Source organism: Stutzerimonas sp. KH-1 (assembly GCF_054483855.1).
In genome coordinates this window covers 1,770,001-1,786,494 of sequence record NZ_CM137011.1, presented here as the reverse complement: position 1 = coordinate 1,786,494, position 16,494 = coordinate 1,770,001, and the positions used below count along the sequence as shown (strand labels likewise).

General features: G+C 63.0%; 18 protein-coding genes (1 of these 18 only partly in view). 14 read left to right on the top strand and 4 right to left on the bottom strand.

Annotated elements, in window-relative coordinates; translation table 11 throughout:
- Window positions 1-39 precede the first annotated feature (39 nt).
- Both rssB and rssC read left to right on the top strand, forming a co-directional pair.
- On the top strand, window positions 40-1,224 hold the full coding sequence (rssB, locus tag ACX1DW_RS08465) for a two-component system response regulator RssB (RefSeq protein WP_102840925.1): 1,185 nt from the start codon (window positions 40-42) through the stop codon (window positions 1,222-1,224).
- On the top strand, window positions 1,221-1,703 hold the full coding sequence (gene rssC / locus ACX1DW_RS08460; RefSeq protein WP_015277472.1) for an anti-sigma factor antagonist RssC: 483 nt from the start codon (window positions 1,221-1,223) through the stop codon (window positions 1,701-1,703). The genes rssB and rssC overlap by 4 nt, the downstream gene beginning before the upstream one ends.
- A gap of 7 nt (window positions 1,704-1,710) precedes the next feature.
- On the opposite strand, the gene tal is transcribed toward rssC, so the two are convergent.
- The 3 genes from tal to ACX1DW_RS08445 all read right to left on the bottom strand — a co-directional run bounded on the left by tal (window position 1,711) and on the right by ACX1DW_RS08445 (window position 5,017).
- Window positions 1,711-2,637: a transaldolase gene (gene tal, locus ACX1DW_RS08455; RefSeq protein WP_063543980.1), complete on the bottom strand. Its 927-nt coding sequence runs from the start codon at window positions 2,635-2,637 to the stop codon at window positions 1,711-1,713.
- Window positions 2,638-2,769: 132 nt separating this feature from the next.
- Window positions 2,770-3,771, bottom strand: a complete 1,002-nt coding sequence (gene dusA, locus ACX1DW_RS08450; protein ID WP_133455791.1) for a tRNA dihydrouridine(20/20a) synthase DusA — start codon at window positions 3,769-3,771, stop codon at window positions 2,770-2,772.
- A 133-nt stretch (window positions 3,772-3,904) separates the two neighbouring features.
- The gene (locus ACX1DW_RS08445; RefSeq protein ID WP_458993209.1) at window positions 3,905-5,017 is read right to left on the bottom strand and encodes a CapA family protein; all 1,113 of its coding nucleotides are present in this window, start codon (window positions 5,015-5,017) and stop codon (window positions 3,905-3,907) included.
- A 95-nt stretch (window positions 5,018-5,112) separates the two neighbouring features.
- On the opposite strand from ACX1DW_RS08445, the gene ACX1DW_RS08440 reads away from it, so the two are divergent.
- Complete coding sequence (locus ACX1DW_RS08440) at window positions 5,113-5,316, top strand: hypothetical protein (RefSeq protein ID WP_458993208.1); 204 nt, start codon at window positions 5,113-5,115, stop codon at window positions 5,314-5,316.
- 58 nt (window positions 5,317-5,374) lie between these two features.
- On the top strand, window positions 5,375-5,536 hold the full coding sequence (locus tag ACX1DW_RS08435) for a hypothetical protein (RefSeq protein ID WP_267932571.1): 162 nt from the start codon (window positions 5,375-5,377) through the stop codon (window positions 5,534-5,536).
- Window position 5,537: 1 nt separating this feature from the next.
- On the opposite strand, the gene pncA is transcribed toward ACX1DW_RS08435, so the two are convergent.
- Window positions 5,538-6,164 carry a bifunctional nicotinamidase/pyrazinamidase gene (gene pncA, locus ACX1DW_RS08430; protein WP_458993207.1) on the bottom strand — a complete coding sequence of 209 codons (627 nt, stop codon included), beginning with the start codon at window positions 6,162-6,164 and terminating at the stop codon, window positions 5,538-5,540.
- 305 nt (window positions 6,165-6,469) lie between these two features.
- On the opposite strand from pncA, the gene ACX1DW_RS08425 reads away from it, so the two are divergent.
- The 10 genes from ACX1DW_RS08425 to ACX1DW_RS08380 all read left to right on the top strand — a co-directional run.
- On the top strand, window positions 6,470-7,423 hold the full coding sequence (locus ACX1DW_RS08425) for an AraC family transcriptional regulator (protein ID WP_063543986.1): 954 nt from the start codon (window positions 6,470-6,472) through the stop codon (window positions 7,421-7,423).
- A gap of 232 nt (window positions 7,424-7,655) precedes the next feature.
- Window positions 7,656-9,017, top strand: a complete 1,362-nt coding sequence (benA, locus tag ACX1DW_RS08420; RefSeq protein ID WP_133455786.1) for a benzoate 1,2-dioxygenase large subunit — start codon at window positions 7,656-7,658, stop codon at window positions 9,015-9,017.
- Window positions 9,018-9,506 (top strand): benzoate 1,2-dioxygenase small subunit, encoded by a 489-nt coding sequence (benB, locus tag ACX1DW_RS08415; protein WP_063543988.1) that lies wholly within the window; start codon window positions 9,018-9,020, stop codon window positions 9,504-9,506.
- Between the two features lie 10 nt (window positions 9,507-9,516).
- Window positions 9,517-10,527, top strand: a complete 1,011-nt coding sequence (gene benC, locus ACX1DW_RS08410) for a benzoate 1,2-dioxygenase electron transfer component BenC (protein WP_458993206.1) — start codon at window positions 9,517-9,519, stop codon at window positions 10,525-10,527.
- Between the two features lie 71 nt (window positions 10,528-10,598).
- Window positions 10,599-11,375: a 1,6-dihydroxycyclohexa-2,4-diene-1-carboxylate dehydrogenase gene (locus ACX1DW_RS08405; RefSeq protein WP_458993205.1), complete on the top strand. Its 777-nt coding sequence runs from the start codon at window positions 10,599-10,601 to the stop codon at window positions 11,373-11,375.
- A 107-nt stretch (window positions 11,376-11,482) separates the two neighbouring features.
- A complete protein-coding gene (locus ACX1DW_RS08400; protein WP_458993204.1) occupies window positions 11,483-12,829 on the top strand; it encodes an MFS transporter in 1,347 nt (448 codons plus the stop codon).
- Window positions 12,830-12,856: 27 nt separating this feature from the next.
- A complete protein-coding gene (locus tag ACX1DW_RS08395; RefSeq protein WP_458993203.1) occupies window positions 12,857-13,978 on the top strand; it encodes a muconate cycloisomerase family protein in 1,122 nt (373 codons plus the stop codon).
- Window positions 13,979-13,992: 14 nt separating this feature from the next.
- Window positions 13,993-14,283, top strand: a complete 291-nt coding sequence (gene catC / locus ACX1DW_RS08390; protein ID WP_063543998.1) for a muconolactone Delta-isomerase — start codon at window positions 13,993-13,995, stop codon at window positions 14,281-14,283.
- A gap of 70 nt (window positions 14,284-14,353) precedes the next feature.
- Window positions 14,354-15,292, top strand: a complete 939-nt coding sequence (gene catA, locus ACX1DW_RS08385; RefSeq protein WP_458993202.1) for a catechol 1,2-dioxygenase — start codon at window positions 14,354-14,356, stop codon at window positions 15,290-15,292.
- A 126-nt stretch (window positions 15,293-15,418) separates the two neighbouring features.
- Window positions 15,419-16,494 carry the 5' portion of a benzoate/H(+) symporter BenE family transporter gene (locus ACX1DW_RS08380; RefSeq protein ID WP_458993201.1) on the top strand. Its footprint extends 136 nt past the window's final position, so only the first 1,076 of its 1,212 coding nucleotides appear in the window; it begins with the start codon at window positions 15,419-15,421; the stop codon falls past the right edge of the window.

Here is a 16,494-nt window from a genome sequence, read left to right as displayed (position 1 = left end):
CTTTCGCCAATCATCCTGGCGACACCGCCTGGTAGGAACATGCATAAACCAAGCGCGACGCTGCTGATCATTGATGACGACGATGTGGTTCGGGCCAGTCTGGCCGCCTATCTGGATGACAGCGGTTTTCGTGTCCTGCAGGCTGGCAATGGTCCGCAAGGCATGGAGCTTTTCGAGTCGGAGCAGCCCGATCTGGTCATCTGCGATTTGCGCATGCCGCAGATGGATGGGCTGGAGCTGATCCGTCAGATCAGCGAGCGTCAGCTCGACCTGCCAGTGATCGTGGTATCGGGCGCCGGGGTGATGAGCGATGCGGTGGAGGCGTTGCGCCTGGGCGCCGCCGACTATCTGATCAAGCCTCTCGAAGATCTGGCGATGCTCGAACACTCGGTTCGCCGCGCGTTGGATCGTTCTCGCCTGCGGCTGGAAAACCGCCGCTATCGCGAGCAGCTGGAGACCGCCAACCGCGACCTACAGGCCAGCCTGCATCTGTTGCAGGAGGATCAGGACGCCGGGCGCCAGGTGCAGATGAACATGCTGCCGGTGACCCCTTGGAGCGCCGACGATTTCGATTTCGCCCACCAGATCATTCCCTCGCTTTATCTGTCCGGTGACTTCGTCGATTACTTTCGCGTGGATGAGCGACGCATCGGCTTCTACCTGGCGGACGTGTCTGGTCATGGGGCGTCCTCGGCGTTCGTCACCGTGCTGCTCAAGTTCATGACTACCCGCCTGCTGTACGAATCGCGCCGCGGCGGGACACTGCGTGAGTTCAAGCCTTCGGAAGTGCTCGACCACATCAACCGCGGGCTGATCAACTGCAAACTGGGCAAGCACGTCACCATGCTCGGTGGCGTGATCGATCAGGAACGCGATGTACTGCACTACAGCATCGGCGGGCATTTGCCGATGCCGGTGCTGTTCGATGGCCAGAGCTCTCGCTATCTGGAGGGGCGTGGGCTTCCGGTAGGGTTGTTCGCCGAAGCCACCTACCAGGATTTCGAACTGGAGCTGCCGCAGACCTTCAGCCTGACCTTGCTCTCCGATGGCATTCTGGACCTTTTGCCCGGAGAAACACTCAAAGACAAAGAGTCCGCGTTGCCCGGTCTGATTACCGAGGCCGGTGGCACGCTGGATGGATTACGCCGAGTCTTCGGGTTAGCCGAACTGGCTGACATGCCCGACGATATCGCCTTGCTGGTGTTGAGCAGGAACCTTGCATGAGTACTGGAAGAATCCAGTTCGCCGAGATGGATGGCACCTTTGTTCTGAAGTTCATTGGTGAGATCCGTCTGACGCTCTGTTCGGCGCTGGATGCAACGATCGAGAAGATCTTCTCGTCGCTCAATTTCTCATCCATCGTCATCGATCTGACCGAGAGCCGTAGCATCGACAGCACCACCCTCGGCCTGCTGGCCAAGCTGTCGATTCTGTCGCGGCAAAAGGTCGGCATGTTGCCGACGCTGGTCACGACCCACCCGGATATCACTCGACTGTTGCAGTCGATGGGCTTCGATCAGGTGTTCAACATCGTCGATACTCCGCTGCCTTGTCCGGAGTGTCTGGCCGATCTGCCTTCGCAGGATCAGTCGGAGGAGGTGGTGAAGGCCAAGGTGCTGGAGGCTCACCGCATCCTGATGAGCCTTAACGAGTCCAACCGCGAGGCCTTCCATGACCTCGTCACCGCCCTGGAGCGCTCCTGATCGGAACTCAGGCCAGTTCTGCCAGTAGCGCTTCGAGTTTTTCCTGATCCCTGGCGAACTGACGGATGCCTTCGGCGAGTTTTTCGGTCGCCATCGCGTCTTCGTTCAGCCCCCAGCGGAAGCTGTTCTCATCCAGGCTGATGCGCGGTTCGGAGGCGCGGCCCGGCTCCAGCTTGCGCTCTAGCGTGCCGCTGGCTTCGGCGAGTTGGCCGAGCAGCTCCGGGCTGATGGTCAGGCGATCGCAGCCGGCCAGCGCCTCGATCTGACCGACGTTGCGGAAGCTCGCGCCCATCACCACCGTCTCGTAGCCGTGCGCCTTGTAGTAGTCGTAGATGCGGCTGACCGATTGCACACCGGGGTCTTCCGCGCCCTGGTAATCGCGGCCTTCGTGCTTCTTGTACCAGTCGTAAATGCGGCCAACGAACGGGGAGATCAGGAACACGCCCGCCTCGGCGCAGGCCACCGCCTGGGTGAAGGAGAACAGCAGGGTGAGGTTGGTCTGGATGCCGGCCTTTTCCAGCTGCTCGGCGGCGCGGATGCCTTCCCAGGTGGAGGCGATCTTGATCAGCACGCGCTCGCGGCTGATGCCGGCCTGCTCGTAGAGCCCGATCAGCCGCTCGCCGCGCTGGACCATGGCCTGGGTGTCGAAGGAAAGGCGCGCGTCGACCTCGGTGGAAATGCGTCCGGGGATGAGTTCGAGGATCTGCTTGCCGACAGCGACCGCGAACAGGTCGCAGGCCAGGCCGATATCGCCCTGGCATTGCTTCATCGCGTTGCCCAGGTCCTCGGCATAGCGCGGCATCGCAGCCGCCTTGAGCAGCAGTGATGGGTTGGTGGTGGCGTCCACCGGCTTCAGGCGGGCAATGGCGTCGATATCACCGGTATCGGCAACGACGGTGGTGAACTGCTTGAGTTGTTCCAGCTTGGAAGTCATGTAAGAGGGGGCTCCGTCCTGTGAATGGCACGACCTTACCCGAGCCGGTTCACCCGCTCAACGAGTGGATGGGCGCGGGTGCGCCAGCCTTTGATCCGATTGCTCTGCCTGCGTTCCTTGGCCGCGAAGTCGTTAGTGGCCTTCGAGCAACGCCACCGCCTGATCGAGCAGCGCCAGCGGCTCGCCGGTCTTGTGAATGTCCACCGAAAGCAGCTGACGGAAGCGCCGCGCGCCGGGGAAACCCTGGCCCAGGCCGAGCACATGGCGGGTGACGTGATGCATGGCGCCGCCCTCGGCAAGATGCCGTTCGATGTATGGGCCCATGTTGCGTAACGCCTGCGCACGGCTGATGACTGGTGCGTCGCTGCCGAACAGGCTGCTATCGACCTGCGCCAGCAGGTAGGGGTTGTGGTAGGCCTCGCGACCGAGCATGACACCATCGAACGTCTGCAGATGCGCACGGCATTCTTCCAGCGTCTTGATGCCGCCGTTGAGGATGATCTCGAGGCCCGGGAAATCCCGCTTGAGCTGCGCGGCGATGTCGTAGCGTAGCGGCGGGACCTCGCGATTCTGCTTCGGTGACAGTCCTTCGAGGATGGCGATGCGCGCGTGCACGGTGAAGCTGCGGCAGCCGGCGTCGCGCACCTGGCCGACGAAATCGCACAATTCGGCATAGCTGTCGCGGCCGTTGATGCCGATACGGTGCTTGACGGTGACCTCGATGCCCACCGCATCGCGCATGGCCTTCACACAATCGGCGACCAGTTGCGGATGGCCCATTAGGCAGGCGCCGATCATGTTGTTCTGCACCCGATCGCTGGGGCAGCCAACGTTGAGATTCACCTCGTCATAACCCGCGGCTTCGGCGAGCTTTGCGCAAGCTGCCAGATCGCCCGGCACGCTGCCGCCCAGCTGCAGCGCCAGCGGATGCTCGCTCACATCGTGGCGCAGAAACCGTGCCGCATCGCCGTGCAGCAGCGCACCGGTGGTAACCATCTCGGTGTAGAGCAGGGCGTGCCTGGAAAGCTGGCGCAGGAAGTAGCGACAATGGCGATCCGTCCAGTCCATCATCGGCGCGACCGAGAAGCGGCGGGAAAGAGCGGCGTGAGCAGTGGTTTGGGAATCTGGAAGCATCAGGTTAGTTCAGTCGCGGTGGTCCGGCACGCCGCGGCGGGCCGCCGGAAATCAAGCGGCCATCGGGCGGCGCGCTGGGCCGCGTAGTCTACAGGAAAATACACCGTACCAATGGCGCGCCTGCCGAACCGCATCAATGCTGCATGGCTGGCCAGGTCAGTTTGAAGGCGTCGTTTGCGGTCGGTTCCAGATAGCAGCCGAAGTGCTCCGAGTCACGGTTGACGACGTTCAACAGCCAGTCGCGCTCGTCGCTCGAAGGGCGGTTCAGGCGGAGCCTGGAGCGTTTGATCGGGCAGAGCTCCAATGCGGCGAGGCTGCCGTCTGGTTTCAGGCTGGCGAAATACAGCAGCCCCAGATCGCTTCGGTAGCTTTCGTAACCGTCGATGCCTTCATAGTCATTCAACAGGTCGCCGCAGCCATAGGCGATCAGCCGCCCCCGGTAGACCTCGAGCGCTTTGACGTGGTGCGAGGAGTGTCCGTGGATTAGATCAACGCCTGCTTCGTCGATCAGATCACGGGCGAAGCGAGTCTGCGCTTCGTATAGCGAGAAGTCCCAGTTGCCGCCCCAATGCAGCGACACGACCACCAGGTCGCCGGGGCGCTTGCTGGCACGGATGCGCTGCACAACGTGACGCAGGGACGTGGACGATAGGTCGGGCAGCCAGGCAACACCCGGCTTGCCGGGGCCGGCAGAGCATTCCGCATCCACACCGCTGTCGGTGGTGGCATAGGCGAACACCAGCATGCGTTTGCCACTGGGCAACGGCAGGATCGCCGGTGCTTCGGCTTCAGCGGCATCCAAGCCTGCACCGCTGCGATGGATGCCATGCTTGTCCAGGACCTCCAGCGTGTCGCGAAGCCCTGCTTCGCCCCAGTCGAGGACGTGGTTGTTGGCCAGCGAGCAGCAATCGATTTCGGCCACGTTGAGGATGCCCATGTTGGCCGGATTCATTCGATAATGCAGCCCATGCGGCCGTGGCTCGCCGCGACAGGTCAGTGAGGTTTCCAGGTTGACCAGGCGGACGTGTGGCCGTCGCTCCGCAAGCGCCGCCAGGGCAACGCCCCAGGGATAGGAATAATCGACCGTAGTGGGGATCTTGCCGTTTTTCTGCTCGGCAAGGCGCACGTAATCGCCGGCGTGCTGCGCATAAGCCTCATGGATGGCTGGGTCGCCGCGCTGCGGTAACACCTGGTCGATGCCGCGGCCGCACATCAGGTCTCCAGCGAAAAATAGCTTCGTGAGCATGTTCGATCCCTCGCAGATGCCGCGGCGGGCAAGAGAGGCTGAGCGGCTGGTTGCGGTACAGCCTGCTAAACATAGTAGAGATACCCGGAGGCCTCATGACCGTTGATCCGTTGCGACTTGCCTCGCCTGGCGCGTTGTTCACAGGCCTTTATCAACTGACCATGTTGCAGGCGTATTTCGACCAGCACATGGATGCAATGGCCGCTTTCGAGTTCTTTTGTCGCGGCCTGCCGAGCGGGAGCAGCTATTACCTCGCCGCCGGGCAGGTGCTGCGGCGATATCCTGACCCTGGAGGATGATGCGCATGAAGGGCGGGCGCTGATCCAGCCGGTCATGCGCCGGGGGCGTCGTGTCGCGGTGGCTCCGAGTCTCCAGCAGATCCGGCGTTATGCACACGAACAGCTGCAGCGGCTACCGGCATCCCTCACGGCGCTGGAGCCGAACGGAGTCGGCTATCCGGTCGAGATCGCCGAATCAGTGCTTGAACTGGCCGCGCAGGCAGATCGGCTGCATCGCTGATTCAGATTCTCCAGCGAATCTCTACGCCCGCAGCGCCCATTCGAGCCAGCGCCTCGCTCAGCGAACCCTGAACGTCCAGGCCGCGACAGGCGTCGGTCAGCACCGTTACCGCAAAACCCTCACGGCGGGCGTCCAGCGCGCTATAGAGCACGCAGAAATCCAGTGCCAGGCCGCACAGGAACAACCGTTCGAAGCCGCGTTCGCGCAGGTAGCCTCCCAGCCCGGTGGGGGTGGCCCGGTCATTCTCGTAGAACGCCGAGTAGGAATCGATCGCCGCACGATAACCCTTGCGCAGTACTAGTTCGGCCCGTTGCGCCATCAGGCGTGGGTGCAGTTCTGCGCCGACGGTGCCTTGCACGCAATGCTCTGGCCATAGCGTCTGCAGGCCGTAGGGCACGTTGATTTGCTCGAAAGGACGGCGTCCCGGATGGCTGCTGGCGAAGCTGAGATGATTAGCCGGATGCCAGTCCAGGGTTACCGCAATATGGCCAAAGTGTTCGCACAGCTGGTTGATGACCGGCACTACAGCGTCGGCGTCGGGTACCGCCAGGGCACCGCCGTCGCAGAAGTCGTTCTGCACGTCAATGATCAGCAACAGGTCTCGTTCGCTCACGTCAGGCAGGCACATGGGCACGTCCGCTTGGGTTGGCTATCGGTAGTGCGGTGCCGTTGTCACGTCAGTCTGTCGCGGCTGCTTAGGCACCGTCTGCAGTAGACAGTGGACACGCCAGATGTTGCGCGACGCCGCCGCTGTCGCCGTCATCAATCGAAATACAAAAACCGTTCGGTTACCGGCCGACAGAGGTGCTGCCCTTGGTCGAATCACATACAGTTCGATTAGTCGATATTCTCGCCCTGCCTCGATTTGCTGCGGCGGGCTCCCGAGCCTCGTGCTGGTCAGCTCCACTATAAAAATTATGAGAGTGCCTTGTGATGGACAGACTGCTGAATGAAAAAAGCAGGATCTTCGAGCATGCCGATCCGCATGCCGTGTCGGACTACGTCAATCAGCACGTAGGCGCACACTGCATTCGTCTGCCCCGCACCGGCACACCGCAGGCCAGCCTCAGCCATTGCAAGTTCGGCAAGCTCGATCTCTGCCAGATCAGCTACGGTGGCAGCGTCCATGTCACCTCACCAGCCCTGGAAACCATCTATCACCTACAGCTGCTGCAGCGCGGGCACTGCCTGTGGCGCGGACGGGGGCAGGAACACTACTTCACCCCCGGCGAGCTGCTGCTGATCAACCCGGACGATCCGGTTGATCTGACCTACTCGGACGATTGCGAGAAGTTGATCGTCAAGTTGCCGGCCTCCTTCCTCGAACAGGCCTGCCGCGAGAACCAGTGGCGCGCTCCGTCCGCCGGTATCCGCTTCAGCGCCAATCGCCATGCCCTTGGCGAGCTGGATGGCTTCGACAGCCTGCTCGGGCTGGTCTGCCGTGAGGCGGGCTCCGAGCAGAGCATCCCGCAGATTCAGGAGCAGTACAGCCGGATCATCGCCAGCAAATTGCTCTGCAGCCTGGCCAGCAATATCCAGCGCGACCCCTTCGGTGACAGCTGTCCCTCGTTCGGTCGGCTGACCGACTACATCGACGAGCATCTGAAGAAGGATATCTCCGTCGAGCAGCTGGCCGAACTGGCCAACATGAGCCTGCGCTCGCTGTACCTGCTGTTCGAGCGCAAGGTCGGCACCACGCCGAAGTCCTACATTCGTCAGCGCAAGCTGGAGCAGATCCACGGCCGGCTGAGCGACCCTTCGGCCAGGGTGCGTAACATCACCGAGATCGCCATGGACTACGGCTTCATGCACCTGGGGCGTTTCTCGGAAAGCTACAAGAGCACCTTCGGCGAGCTGCCCTCGGACACCCTGCGCCGCCATCACTGAGTCCCCTTGAGTCGCTGCCCGTCCGACGGCAGCGGCTCCTTTTCCAACCCATCCTTATCTGCACAGGTTCCCGTGCTCGAACGGGCGGTCGTCGGCTGCGCGTCTGTGCGGCAAACGGTCGCCTTGCATTCTGCAGAAAACGGATAGAGGTCCTGCAGAAAACGGATATTGATGTCGCCGCCCGCGCCTTAGCCTTCATCACGTGGAAACAATAACAATGGAGGCCCCGGCCATGTCCCTGGGAATCGACTACCTTGATTCGCTGCTCGAAGAAGACAAAGAGAAGGGCATCTTTCGCTGCAAGCGCGAGATGTTCACCGACCCTCGGTTGTTCGATCTGGAGATGAAGCACATCTTCGAGGGCAACTGGATTTACCTCGCCCACGAGAGCCAGATCCCCGAGAAGAACGACTACTACACCACCCAGATGGGGCGCCAGCCGATCTTCATCGCGCGCAACAAGGATGGTGAACTCAACGCCTTCATCAATGCCTGCAGCCATCGCGGTGCCATGCTGTGCCGCTTCAAGAGCGGCAACAAGGCGACCTACACCTGTCCGTTCCATGGCTGGACCTTCAACAACTCGGGCAAGCTGCTCAAGGTCAAGGACCCCAAGGAAGCCGGCTACCCCGACAGCTTCAACTGCGACGGCTCGCATGACCTGAAGAAGGTCGCGCGCTTCGAGTCCTATCGCGGCTTCCTCTTCGGCAGCCTGCGCGAGGATGTCGCGCCGCTGGAGGAGTTTCTCGGCGAGTCGAAGAAGATCATCGACATGGTGGTCGACCAGTCTCCGGAAGGCATCGAAGTTCTGCGCGGCTCGTCCACCTATGTCTATGAAGGCAACTGGAAACTGCAGGCCGAGAATGGCGCCGATGGCTACCACGTCACCGCCGTGCACTGGAACTACGCCGCCACCCAGCAGCAGCGCAAGCTCAAGGAAGCCGGCGACGACATCCGCGCCATGAGCGCCGGCGGCTGGGGCAAGAAAGGCGGTGGCTTCTACTCCTTCGAGAATGGCCACCTGCTGCTCTGGACCCGCTGGGACAACCCGGAAGACCGTCCGTTGTACGCCCGCCGCGACGAGATGATCGCCGAGTTCGGCCAGGCCCGTACCGACTGGATGATCGAGAACTCGCGCAACCTCTGCCTCTATCCGAACCTGTACCTGATGGATCAGTTCGGCTCGCAGCTGCGCATCGCCAAGCCGCTGTCGGTGGACAAGACCGAAGTCACCATCTACTGCATCGCGCCCAAGGGCGAGAGTGCCGAAGCGCGCGCGCGCCGCATTCGTCAGTACGAAGACTTCTTCAATGTCAGCGGCATGGCCACCCCGGATGACCTCGAAGAGTTCCGCGCCTGCCAGCAAGGCTTTGCCGGTCGCGCCATGGAGTGGAACGACATGTCCCGCGGCGCCAAGCACTGGATCGACGGCGCCGACGAAGGTGCGCAGGAGATCGACCTGCAACCGCTTATGAGCGGCGCGCGCACCGAGGACGAGGGCCTTTTCGTGCTGCAGCACCACTACTGGCAGCAGCAGATGATCAAGGCAGTGAAGGCCGAGCAGGACCAGCTGATCCACGTGGAGGGCGCGTAAATGAGCATCGCCTATGAAACCGCGCGTGACTTTCTCTACCGCGAAGCACGCTACCTCGACGACAAGGACTGGGACAGCTGGCTGGAGTTGTATGCCGCCGACGCGACGTTCTGGATGCCGGCTTGGGACGACGAGGACAAGCTCACCGAAGACCCGCAAAAGGAAATCTCGCTGATCTGGTACGGCAACCGCAGCGGCCTGGAAGACCGGGTGTTCCGCATCCGCACCGAGCGCTCCAGCGCCACCATTCCGGATACCCGCACTTCGCACAACATCAGCAACCTGGAGCTGATCGAGCAGGGCGAGGGCTTCTGCAAGCTGCGCTTCAACTGGCACACGATGAGCTTCCGCTACAAGACCGTCGACCACTTCTACGGCACCAGCTTCTACACGCTCGACACCCGCGGCGAGAGCCCGCTGATCAAGCACAAGAAGGTCGTGCTGAAGAACGACTACATCCGCCAGTTGATCGACGTTTACCACCTGTGAGGGCAAGGCCATGACTCACCAGATCGCATTGAATTTCGAAGACGGGGTGACCCGCTTCATCGAAGCCAACCTCGGCGAAACCGTCGCCGACGCGGCCTACCGCCAGGGCATCAACATCCCGCTGGACTGCCGCGACGGTGCCTGCGGGGCCTGCAAGTGCTTCGCCGAAGCTGGCAGCTACGACCTCGGCGAGGAGTACATCGAGGATGCGCTGAGCGAGGACGAAGCCGCCCAAGGCTTCGTGCTGACCTGCCAGATGCGCGCCGAAAGCGACTGCGTGATTCGCGTGCCGGCCTCCTCGGATGTCTGCAAGACCACGCAGGCCAGCTACCAGGCGACCATCAGCAATGTGCGTCAGCTGTCGCAGAGCACCATTGCGCTGTCGATCAAGGGCGAGTCGCTGAGCCAGCTGGCCTTCCTGCCCGGGCAGTACGTCAACCTGCAGGTGCCGGGCACCGATCAGACCCGCGCCTACTCGTTCAGCTCGCTGCAGAAGGGCGGTGAGGTCAGCTTCCTGATCCGCAACGTGCCGGGCGGGCTGATGAGCAGTTTCTTGAGCGGCATGGCCAAGGCCGGCGACAGCCTCACCCTGGCCGGCCCGCTGGGCAGCTTTTACCTGCGCGAGATCAAGCGGCCGCTGCTTTTGCTGGCCGGCGGCACGGGCTTGGCGCCGTTCACAGCGATGCTGGAGAAGATCGCCGAGCAGGGCAGTGAGCATCCGCTGCACCTGATCTACGGCGTCTCCAACGATTTCGATCTGGTGGAGATTGACCGGCTCGAAGACTTCGCCGCGCGCATTCCGAACTTCACCTACAGCGCCTGCGTGTCCAGCTCCGACAGCCAGTACCCGCACAAGGGCTACGTTACCCAGCACATCGAACCCAAACACCTCAACGATGGCGAGGTGGACATCTACCTGTGCGGCCCGCCGCCCATGGTCGAGTCGGTCAACCAGTTCATACGTGAGCAGGGCCTGCAACCGGCCAACTTCTATTACGAGAAGTTCGCCGCCAGCGCCTGATCCACCGGTCGTAGGGTGGTCAACTGCGCCGCATTGCCCACCGAATCCTCGCCATTCCAGAGGTTGGGTAGATGAACACACGATTTCACAACAAGGTCGCGGTGATCACCGGCGCGGCCCAGGGCATCGGTCGCCGTGTCGCCGAGCGATTCGTCGAGGAAGGCGGCCGGCTGGTGGCCGTGGACCGTTCCGAACTGGTCCATGAACTGGCCGATCAACTGGGGCAGGACGCCGAAGTCTTGACCCTGACCGCCGACCTGGAGCAGTTCGCCGATTGCCATCGGGTGATGGATGCCGCGAAAGAGCGTTTCGGCCGTCTCGACATCCTCGTCAACAACGTCGGCGGGACAATCTGGGCCAAGCCCTTCGAGCATTACCTGGAGCACGAGATCGAGGCCGAGGTGCGTCGCTCGCTGTTCCCCACCCTGTGGTGCTGCCACGCGGCCTTGCCGCACATGCTGGAGCAGGGTGGTGGCTCCATCGTCAATGTCTCCTCGATCGCCACGCGCAGCCTCAACCGCGTGCCCTACGGCGCGGCCAAGGGCGGCGTCAATGCGCTGACCGCGTGCCTGGCCTTCGAGAACGCCCAGCGTGGCATCCGCGTCAACGCCACCGCACCCGGCGGCACCGAGGCGCCGCCGCGGCGCATTCCGCGCAATGCTGCCGAGCAGAGCGAGCAGGAAAAGACCTGGTACCAGCAGATCGTCGATCAGACCGTCGATTCCTCATTGATGAAGCGCTACGGAACCATCGACGAGCAGGCCGGCGCGATTCTTTTCCTCGCGTCCGACGAGGCCTCCTACATCACCGGCGTGACCCTGCCGGTGGGTGGTGGCGATCTCGGTTGAGCAGTACCCGGGCCGGCTCGACCGGTCAGCGCCAGGGCACATCGGCGGCGCGGTGACCCATCGCTGCAGCCGATCCGCGACTAACAAAAACAATAGAGAGTCTTGCCATGCGACAAGTAGATGTTCACGAAATCATCGATAACGCGCGCTTCAACCGCTTTCACTGGCTGGTCGTGTGCCTCTGCGCACTGCTGCTGATCTTCGACGGCTACGACCTGTTCATCTACGGCGTAGTGCTGCCGGTAATCATGAAGGAGTGGGGGCTCACCCCGCTGGAGGCCGGTGCGCTGGGCAGCTACGCGCTGTTCGGCATGATGTTCGGCGCGCTGGTGTTCGGCACCCTGGCCGACCGCATCGGCCGCAAGAAGGGCATCGCCATCTGCTTCGTGCTGTTCAGCGGCGCCACGGTGCTCAACGGCTTCGCCAGCACGCCCACCGAGTTCGGCATCTTTCGCTTTCTCGCCGGCCTCGGCTGCGGCGGGTTGATGCCCAATGTGGTGGCGCTGATGAACGAGTACGCGCCCAAGCGGCTGCGCAGCACGCTGGTAGCCATCATGTTCAGCGGCTATTCGCTGGGCGGCATGCTGTCGGCCGGACTGGGGATCTACATGCTGCCGCGCTTCGGCTGGGAAGCGATGTTCTTCGCCGCCGCCGTACCGCTGCTGTTGTTGCCGGTGATTCTCTGGTACCTGCCGGAATCGGTTGGCTTCCTGGTTCGCCAGGGCCGGGGCGAGCAGGCCCGGGGGCTGCTGAACAAGGTCGACCCGAGCCGCCAGCTGAGCGCGGCCGACGAGCTGGTGATGACCGACGTGAAGGGCAAGAGTGCCTCGGTGCTGGAGCTGTTCCGCGAAGGCCGTGGCGTGCGCACCTTCTCCCTGTGGCTGGCATTCTTCTGCTGTCTGCTGATGGTCTACGCGCTGGGCTCCTGGTTGCCGAAGCTGATGGCCAACGCCGGCTACAGCCTGGGTTCGAGCCTGTCGTTCCTGCTCGCGCTGAACTTCGGCGGTATGGCCGGCGCCATCCTCGGCGGCTGGCTGGGTGATCGCTTCAACCTGTCGAAAGTGGTGGTGGTGTTCTTCGCCGTGTCGGTGGCCTCCATCAGCCTGCTGGGCTTCAAGACGCCGATGCCGGTCCTCTACACACTGATCTTCATCGCCGGTGCCACCGTGATCGGCACGCAGATTCTGCTGTATGCGACCGCCGCGCAGTTCTACGGCCTGTCGATCCGCTCCACCGGTCTCGGCTGGGCCTCGGGCATCGGCCGCAACGGCGCCATCGTCGGCCCGCTGCTCGGCGGTGCGTTGCTGGGCATCAACCTGCCGCTGCAACTGAACTTCATCGCCTTCGCCGTCCCGGGCGTCATCGCCGCCCTGGCCATGACCGCCTTCGCCATTTCCAGCAAGCGCAGCGGCACTCCTGCGCCGGTGGTGATGGCAGCAGCGGCCAAGGCCTGATCACAAAACTTCAACACGGATAACGCCATGAGCCCCATCCTGATCGAACGCATCCAGACGATCATCGTCGACCTGCCGACCATCCGCCCGCACAAGCTGGCGATGCACACCATGCAGCAGCAGACGCTGGTGATCGTCCGTGTGCAGTGCAGCGACGGCATCGAAGGCATCGGCGAGGCCACCACCATCGGCGGCCTGGCCTACGGCAACGAGAGCCCGGAAAGCATCAAGCAGAACATCGACAGCCACCTCGGCCCGCTGCTGGTGGGCCAGGAGGTCGCCAACATCAACGCCGCCATGCTGCGCCTGGACAAGGCGGCCAAGGGCAATACCTTCGCCAAGTCCGGCATCGAGAGCGCATTGCTCGATGCCCAGGGCAAACGCCTCGGTCTACCCGTCAGCGAGCTGCTCGGCGGCCGGGTACGAGACAGTCTGGAAGTGGCCTGGACCCTGGCCAGCGGCGACACCGCGAAAGACATCGAGGAAGCCGAGCGCATGCTCGATATCCGCCGCCATCGCATCTTCAAGCTGAAGATCGGCGCCGGCGAGGTGAATGCCGACCTCAAGCACGTCATCGCTATCAAGCAGGCCCTCGGCAAGCGTGCCAGCGTGCGCGTCGACGTCAATCAGGCCTGGGACGAATCGGTGGCGCTGCGCGCCTGCCGCATCCTCGGCGACAACGGCATCGACCTGATCGAACAGCCGATCTCGCGGATCAACCGCGGCGGGCAGGTGCGCCTGAATCAGCGCAGCCCGGCACCGATCATGGCCGATGAGTCCATCGAGAGCGTCGAGGATGCGTTCAGCCTGGCAGCCGACGGCGCGGCCAGCATCTTCGCCCTGAAGATCGCCAAGAACGGCGGTCCACGAGCCGTACTGCGCACTGCGCAGATCGCGGAGGCGGCGGGTATCGCACTGTACGGCGGCACCATGCTCGAAGGTTCCGTCGGCACCCTGGCCTCGGCGCATGCCTTCGTCACCCTCAACAAGCTGACCTGGGCCACCGAGCTGTTCGGCCCGCTGCTGCTCACCGAAGAAATCGTCACCGAGGCGCCGGTCTATCGCGACTTCCAGCTGGAAGTGCCGCGCACACCCGGTCTTGGCCTGACCCTGGATGAAGAGCGCCTCGCGTTCTTCGCCCGCAAGTAAGAGGAGAACCCGAGATGCTCTTCCACGTGAAGATGATCGTGAAACTGCCGGTCGACATGGACCCGGCCAAGGCTGCGAGGCTCAAGGCAGACGAGAAGGAGCTGGCGCAGAGCCTGATGCGTGAAGGCAAGTGGCGCCACCTCTGGCGCATCGCCGGCCAGTACGCCAACTACAGCGTGTTCGACGTCGCCAGCGTGCAGGAACTGCACGACACCCTGATGCAGCTGCCGCTGTTCCCCTACATGGAGATCGAGGTCAACGCGCTGTGCCGCCACCCGTCCTCGATCCATGACGACGACCGCTGATCCCGTTCGAAGCCGGCCCCGCCCGGCTGGTTAACCCGCGTAACGACAATTACAAGACGAGGCCTGAGCCATGACTGTGAAAATCTCCCACACCAGCGACGTGCAGCAGTTCTTCAAGGAAGCCAGCGGCTTCAACAATGACGAAGGCAGCAGCCGCATGAAGACGGTGATCAACCGCATCCTGGTGGACACCGCGAAGATCATCGAAGACCTGGAAATCACCCAGGACGAGTTCTGGAAGGCGGTGGACTACCTCAATCGCCTCGGCGGTCGTCACGAGGCCGGCCTGCTGGTCGCCGGTCTCGGGCTGGAGCATTACCTCGATCTGCTGCAGGACGCCAAGGACGAACAGGAGGGCCTGGTCGGCGGCACCCCACGCACCATCGAAGGTCCGCTGTACGTTGCCGGCGCGCCAATCGCTCAGGGCATCGCGCGCATGGATGACGGTAGCGAAGACGATGTCGCCACCGTGATGTTCCTGCAAGGCCGTGTCCTCGATCCGACCGGCGAGCCGCTGGCCGGCGCGGTGGTCGATCTCTGGCACGCCAACACCAAGGGCAACTATTCCTACTTCGACAAGAGCCAGTCCGAGTACAACCTGCGCCGGCGGATCGTCACCGACGAGAACGGCTATTACCGCGCGCGCAGCATCGTGCCGTCCGGCTATGGCTGCTCGCCCGACGGGCCGACCCAGGAGGTGCTCGACATGCTCGGTCGTCACGGCCAGCGGCCGGCGCACATTCATTTCTTCATCTCCGCGCCCGGTCATCGTCACCTGACCACGCAGATCAACCTGGCGGGCGACAAGTACCTCTGGGACGACTTCGCCTACGCCACGCGCGATGGTCTGGTCGGCGACATCCGCTTCATCGACGATGCCGAAGCCGCACGTGCACGGGGCGCGCAGGGTCGTTTCGCCGAAGTGGATTTCGACTTCCAGCTGCAGAAGGCCCCGGCCCCGCAAGCCGAGCAGCGCAGCAAGCGCCCGCGCGCGCTGCAGCAAGCCTGATGGTTGCCGCGGTGCCCGGTATTAGCCGGGCACCGCGGTGCTGCACCGGTAATGCAGCAGCTTCATTCATAACAAGAGTGATCCGGGTATCGACCACGGATCGCCAGGCCTGTCTTGCGAGGCGACATGAAAGCTCTGATGAAAGACTTCTCGCTCTCCGCCGTGGTCGCCGGTTTCATCGCGACCGTGATTTCCTACGCCGGTCCGTTGGTGATCATCTTCCAAGCCGCCAAAGCCGGGAATTTGCCGCAGGACGTGCTCTCGTCCTGGGTCTGGACCATCTCCATCGGTAGCGGCGTGCTCGGCATTCTGCTCAGCGTGCGCTACCGGGTTCCCATCATCATCGCCTGGTCGGCACCGGGCTCGGCGCTGCTGGTAAGCATGTTGCCGGATATCACGCTTAACGAGGCGGTCGGCGCCTATATCGTCAGCAGTGTGGTGGTGCTGCTGGTAGGGCTGTCCGGCGCGTTCGACCGGATCATCAATCGTCTGCCGGCCGCCATCGCCGCGGGCATGCTGGCTGGCATCCTGTTCCGTTTTGGTACCGGGCTGTTCGTCTCGGTCAAGGAACAGCCCTGGCTGGTGCTGGCGATGTTCGGCACCTATCTGCTGTTCAAGCGTGCCTTGCCCCGTTACGCGGTGCTCGCAGTGCTGGTCGTCGGTGTGACGATCACCATCGCCTCGGGTGAGTTGCGCAGTGACGCACTGGTCATCGGGCTGGCGACGCCGGTATGGATCACCCCGGAGTTCAGCTGGCAGGTCATCCTCAATATCGCCTTTCCGCTGGTGATGGTGGCGCTGACCGGACAGTTCGTTCCTGGCATGGCGGTACTGCGCAACGATGGCTATGGCACGCCAGCCAGTCCGCTGATCAGCAGCAGCGCACTGGGTTCGCTGCTGCTGGCGCCGTTCGGCTGTCACGGATTGAACCTCGCGGCGATCACGGCGGCGATCTGTACCGGCCGGGAATCCCATGAAGATCCGTCCAAGCGTTACGTCGCGGGTGTTTCCGGCGGTGTCTTCTATCTGCTGCTGGGCATCTTCGGGGCGACGCTGGTCTCGATCTTCACTGCATTCCCGGCCGCCTTGATCGCCGCCCTGGCCGGGCTGGCGCTGTTAGCGGCCATAGGCGGGGCATTGAGCGCGGCAATGGCAGTGCCAGCCGATCGCGAGGCGGCCTTGATCACTTTCCTGGTCACCGC

What these genes read in the sequence shown, in the direction of transcription:
- ACX1DW_RS08445 (WP_458993209.1), bottom strand. Translation starts at nt 5,017, where the DNA reads ATGCTCACGAAGCTATTTTTCGCTGGAGACCTGATGTGCGGCCGCGGC.
- ACX1DW_RS08395 (WP_458993203.1), top strand. Translation starts at nt 12,857, where the DNA reads ATGAGCCCCATCCTGATCGAACGCATCCAGACGATCATCGTCGACCTG.
- rssC (WP_015277472.1), top strand. Translation starts at nt 1,221, where the DNA reads ATGAGTACTGGAAGAATCCAGTTCGCCGAGATGGATGGCACCTTTGTT.
- pncA (WP_458993207.1), bottom strand. Translation starts at nt 6,164, where the DNA reads ATGTGCCTGCCTGACGTGAGCGAACGAGACCTGTTGCTGATCATTGAC.
- ACX1DW_RS08400 (WP_458993204.1), top strand. Translation starts at nt 11,483, where the DNA reads ATGCGACAAGTAGATGTTCACGAAATCATCGATAACGCGCGCTTCAAC.
- ACX1DW_RS08405 (WP_458993205.1), top strand. Translation starts at nt 10,599, where the DNA reads ATGAACACACGATTTCACAACAAGGTCGCGGTGATCACCGGCGCGGCC.
- benA (WP_133455786.1), top strand. Translation starts at nt 7,656, where the DNA reads ATGTCCCTGGGAATCGACTACCTTGATTCGCTGCTCGAAGAAGACAAA.
- catC (WP_063543998.1), top strand. Translation starts at nt 13,993, where the DNA reads ATGCTCTTCCACGTGAAGATGATCGTGAAACTGCCGGTCGACATGGAC.
- benB (WP_063543988.1), top strand. Translation starts at nt 9,018, where the DNA reads ATGAGCATCGCCTATGAAACCGCGCGTGACTTTCTCTACCGCGAAGCA.
- rssB (WP_102840925.1), top strand. Translation starts at nt 40, where the DNA reads ATGCATAAACCAAGCGCGACGCTGCTGATCATTGATGACGACGATGTG.
- benC (WP_458993206.1), top strand. Translation starts at nt 9,517, where the DNA reads ATGACTCACCAGATCGCATTGAATTTCGAAGACGGGGTGACCCGCTTC.
- dusA (WP_133455791.1), bottom strand. Translation starts at nt 3,771, where the DNA reads ATGCTTCCAGATTCCCAAACCACTGCTCACGCCGCTCTTTCCCGCCGC.
- ACX1DW_RS08425 (WP_063543986.1), top strand. Translation starts at nt 6,470, where the DNA reads ATGGACAGACTGCTGAATGAAAAAAGCAGGATCTTCGAGCATGCCGAT.
- catA (WP_458993202.1), top strand. Translation starts at nt 14,354, where the DNA reads ATGACTGTGAAAATCTCCCACACCAGCGACGTGCAGCAGTTCTTCAAG.
- ACX1DW_RS08440 (WP_458993208.1), top strand. Translation starts at nt 5,113, where the DNA reads ATGACCGTTGATCCGTTGCGACTTGCCTCGCCTGGCGCGTTGTTCACA.
- tal (WP_063543980.1), bottom strand. Translation starts at nt 2,637, where the DNA reads ATGACTTCCAAGCTGGAACAACTCAAGCAGTTCACCACCGTCGTTGCC.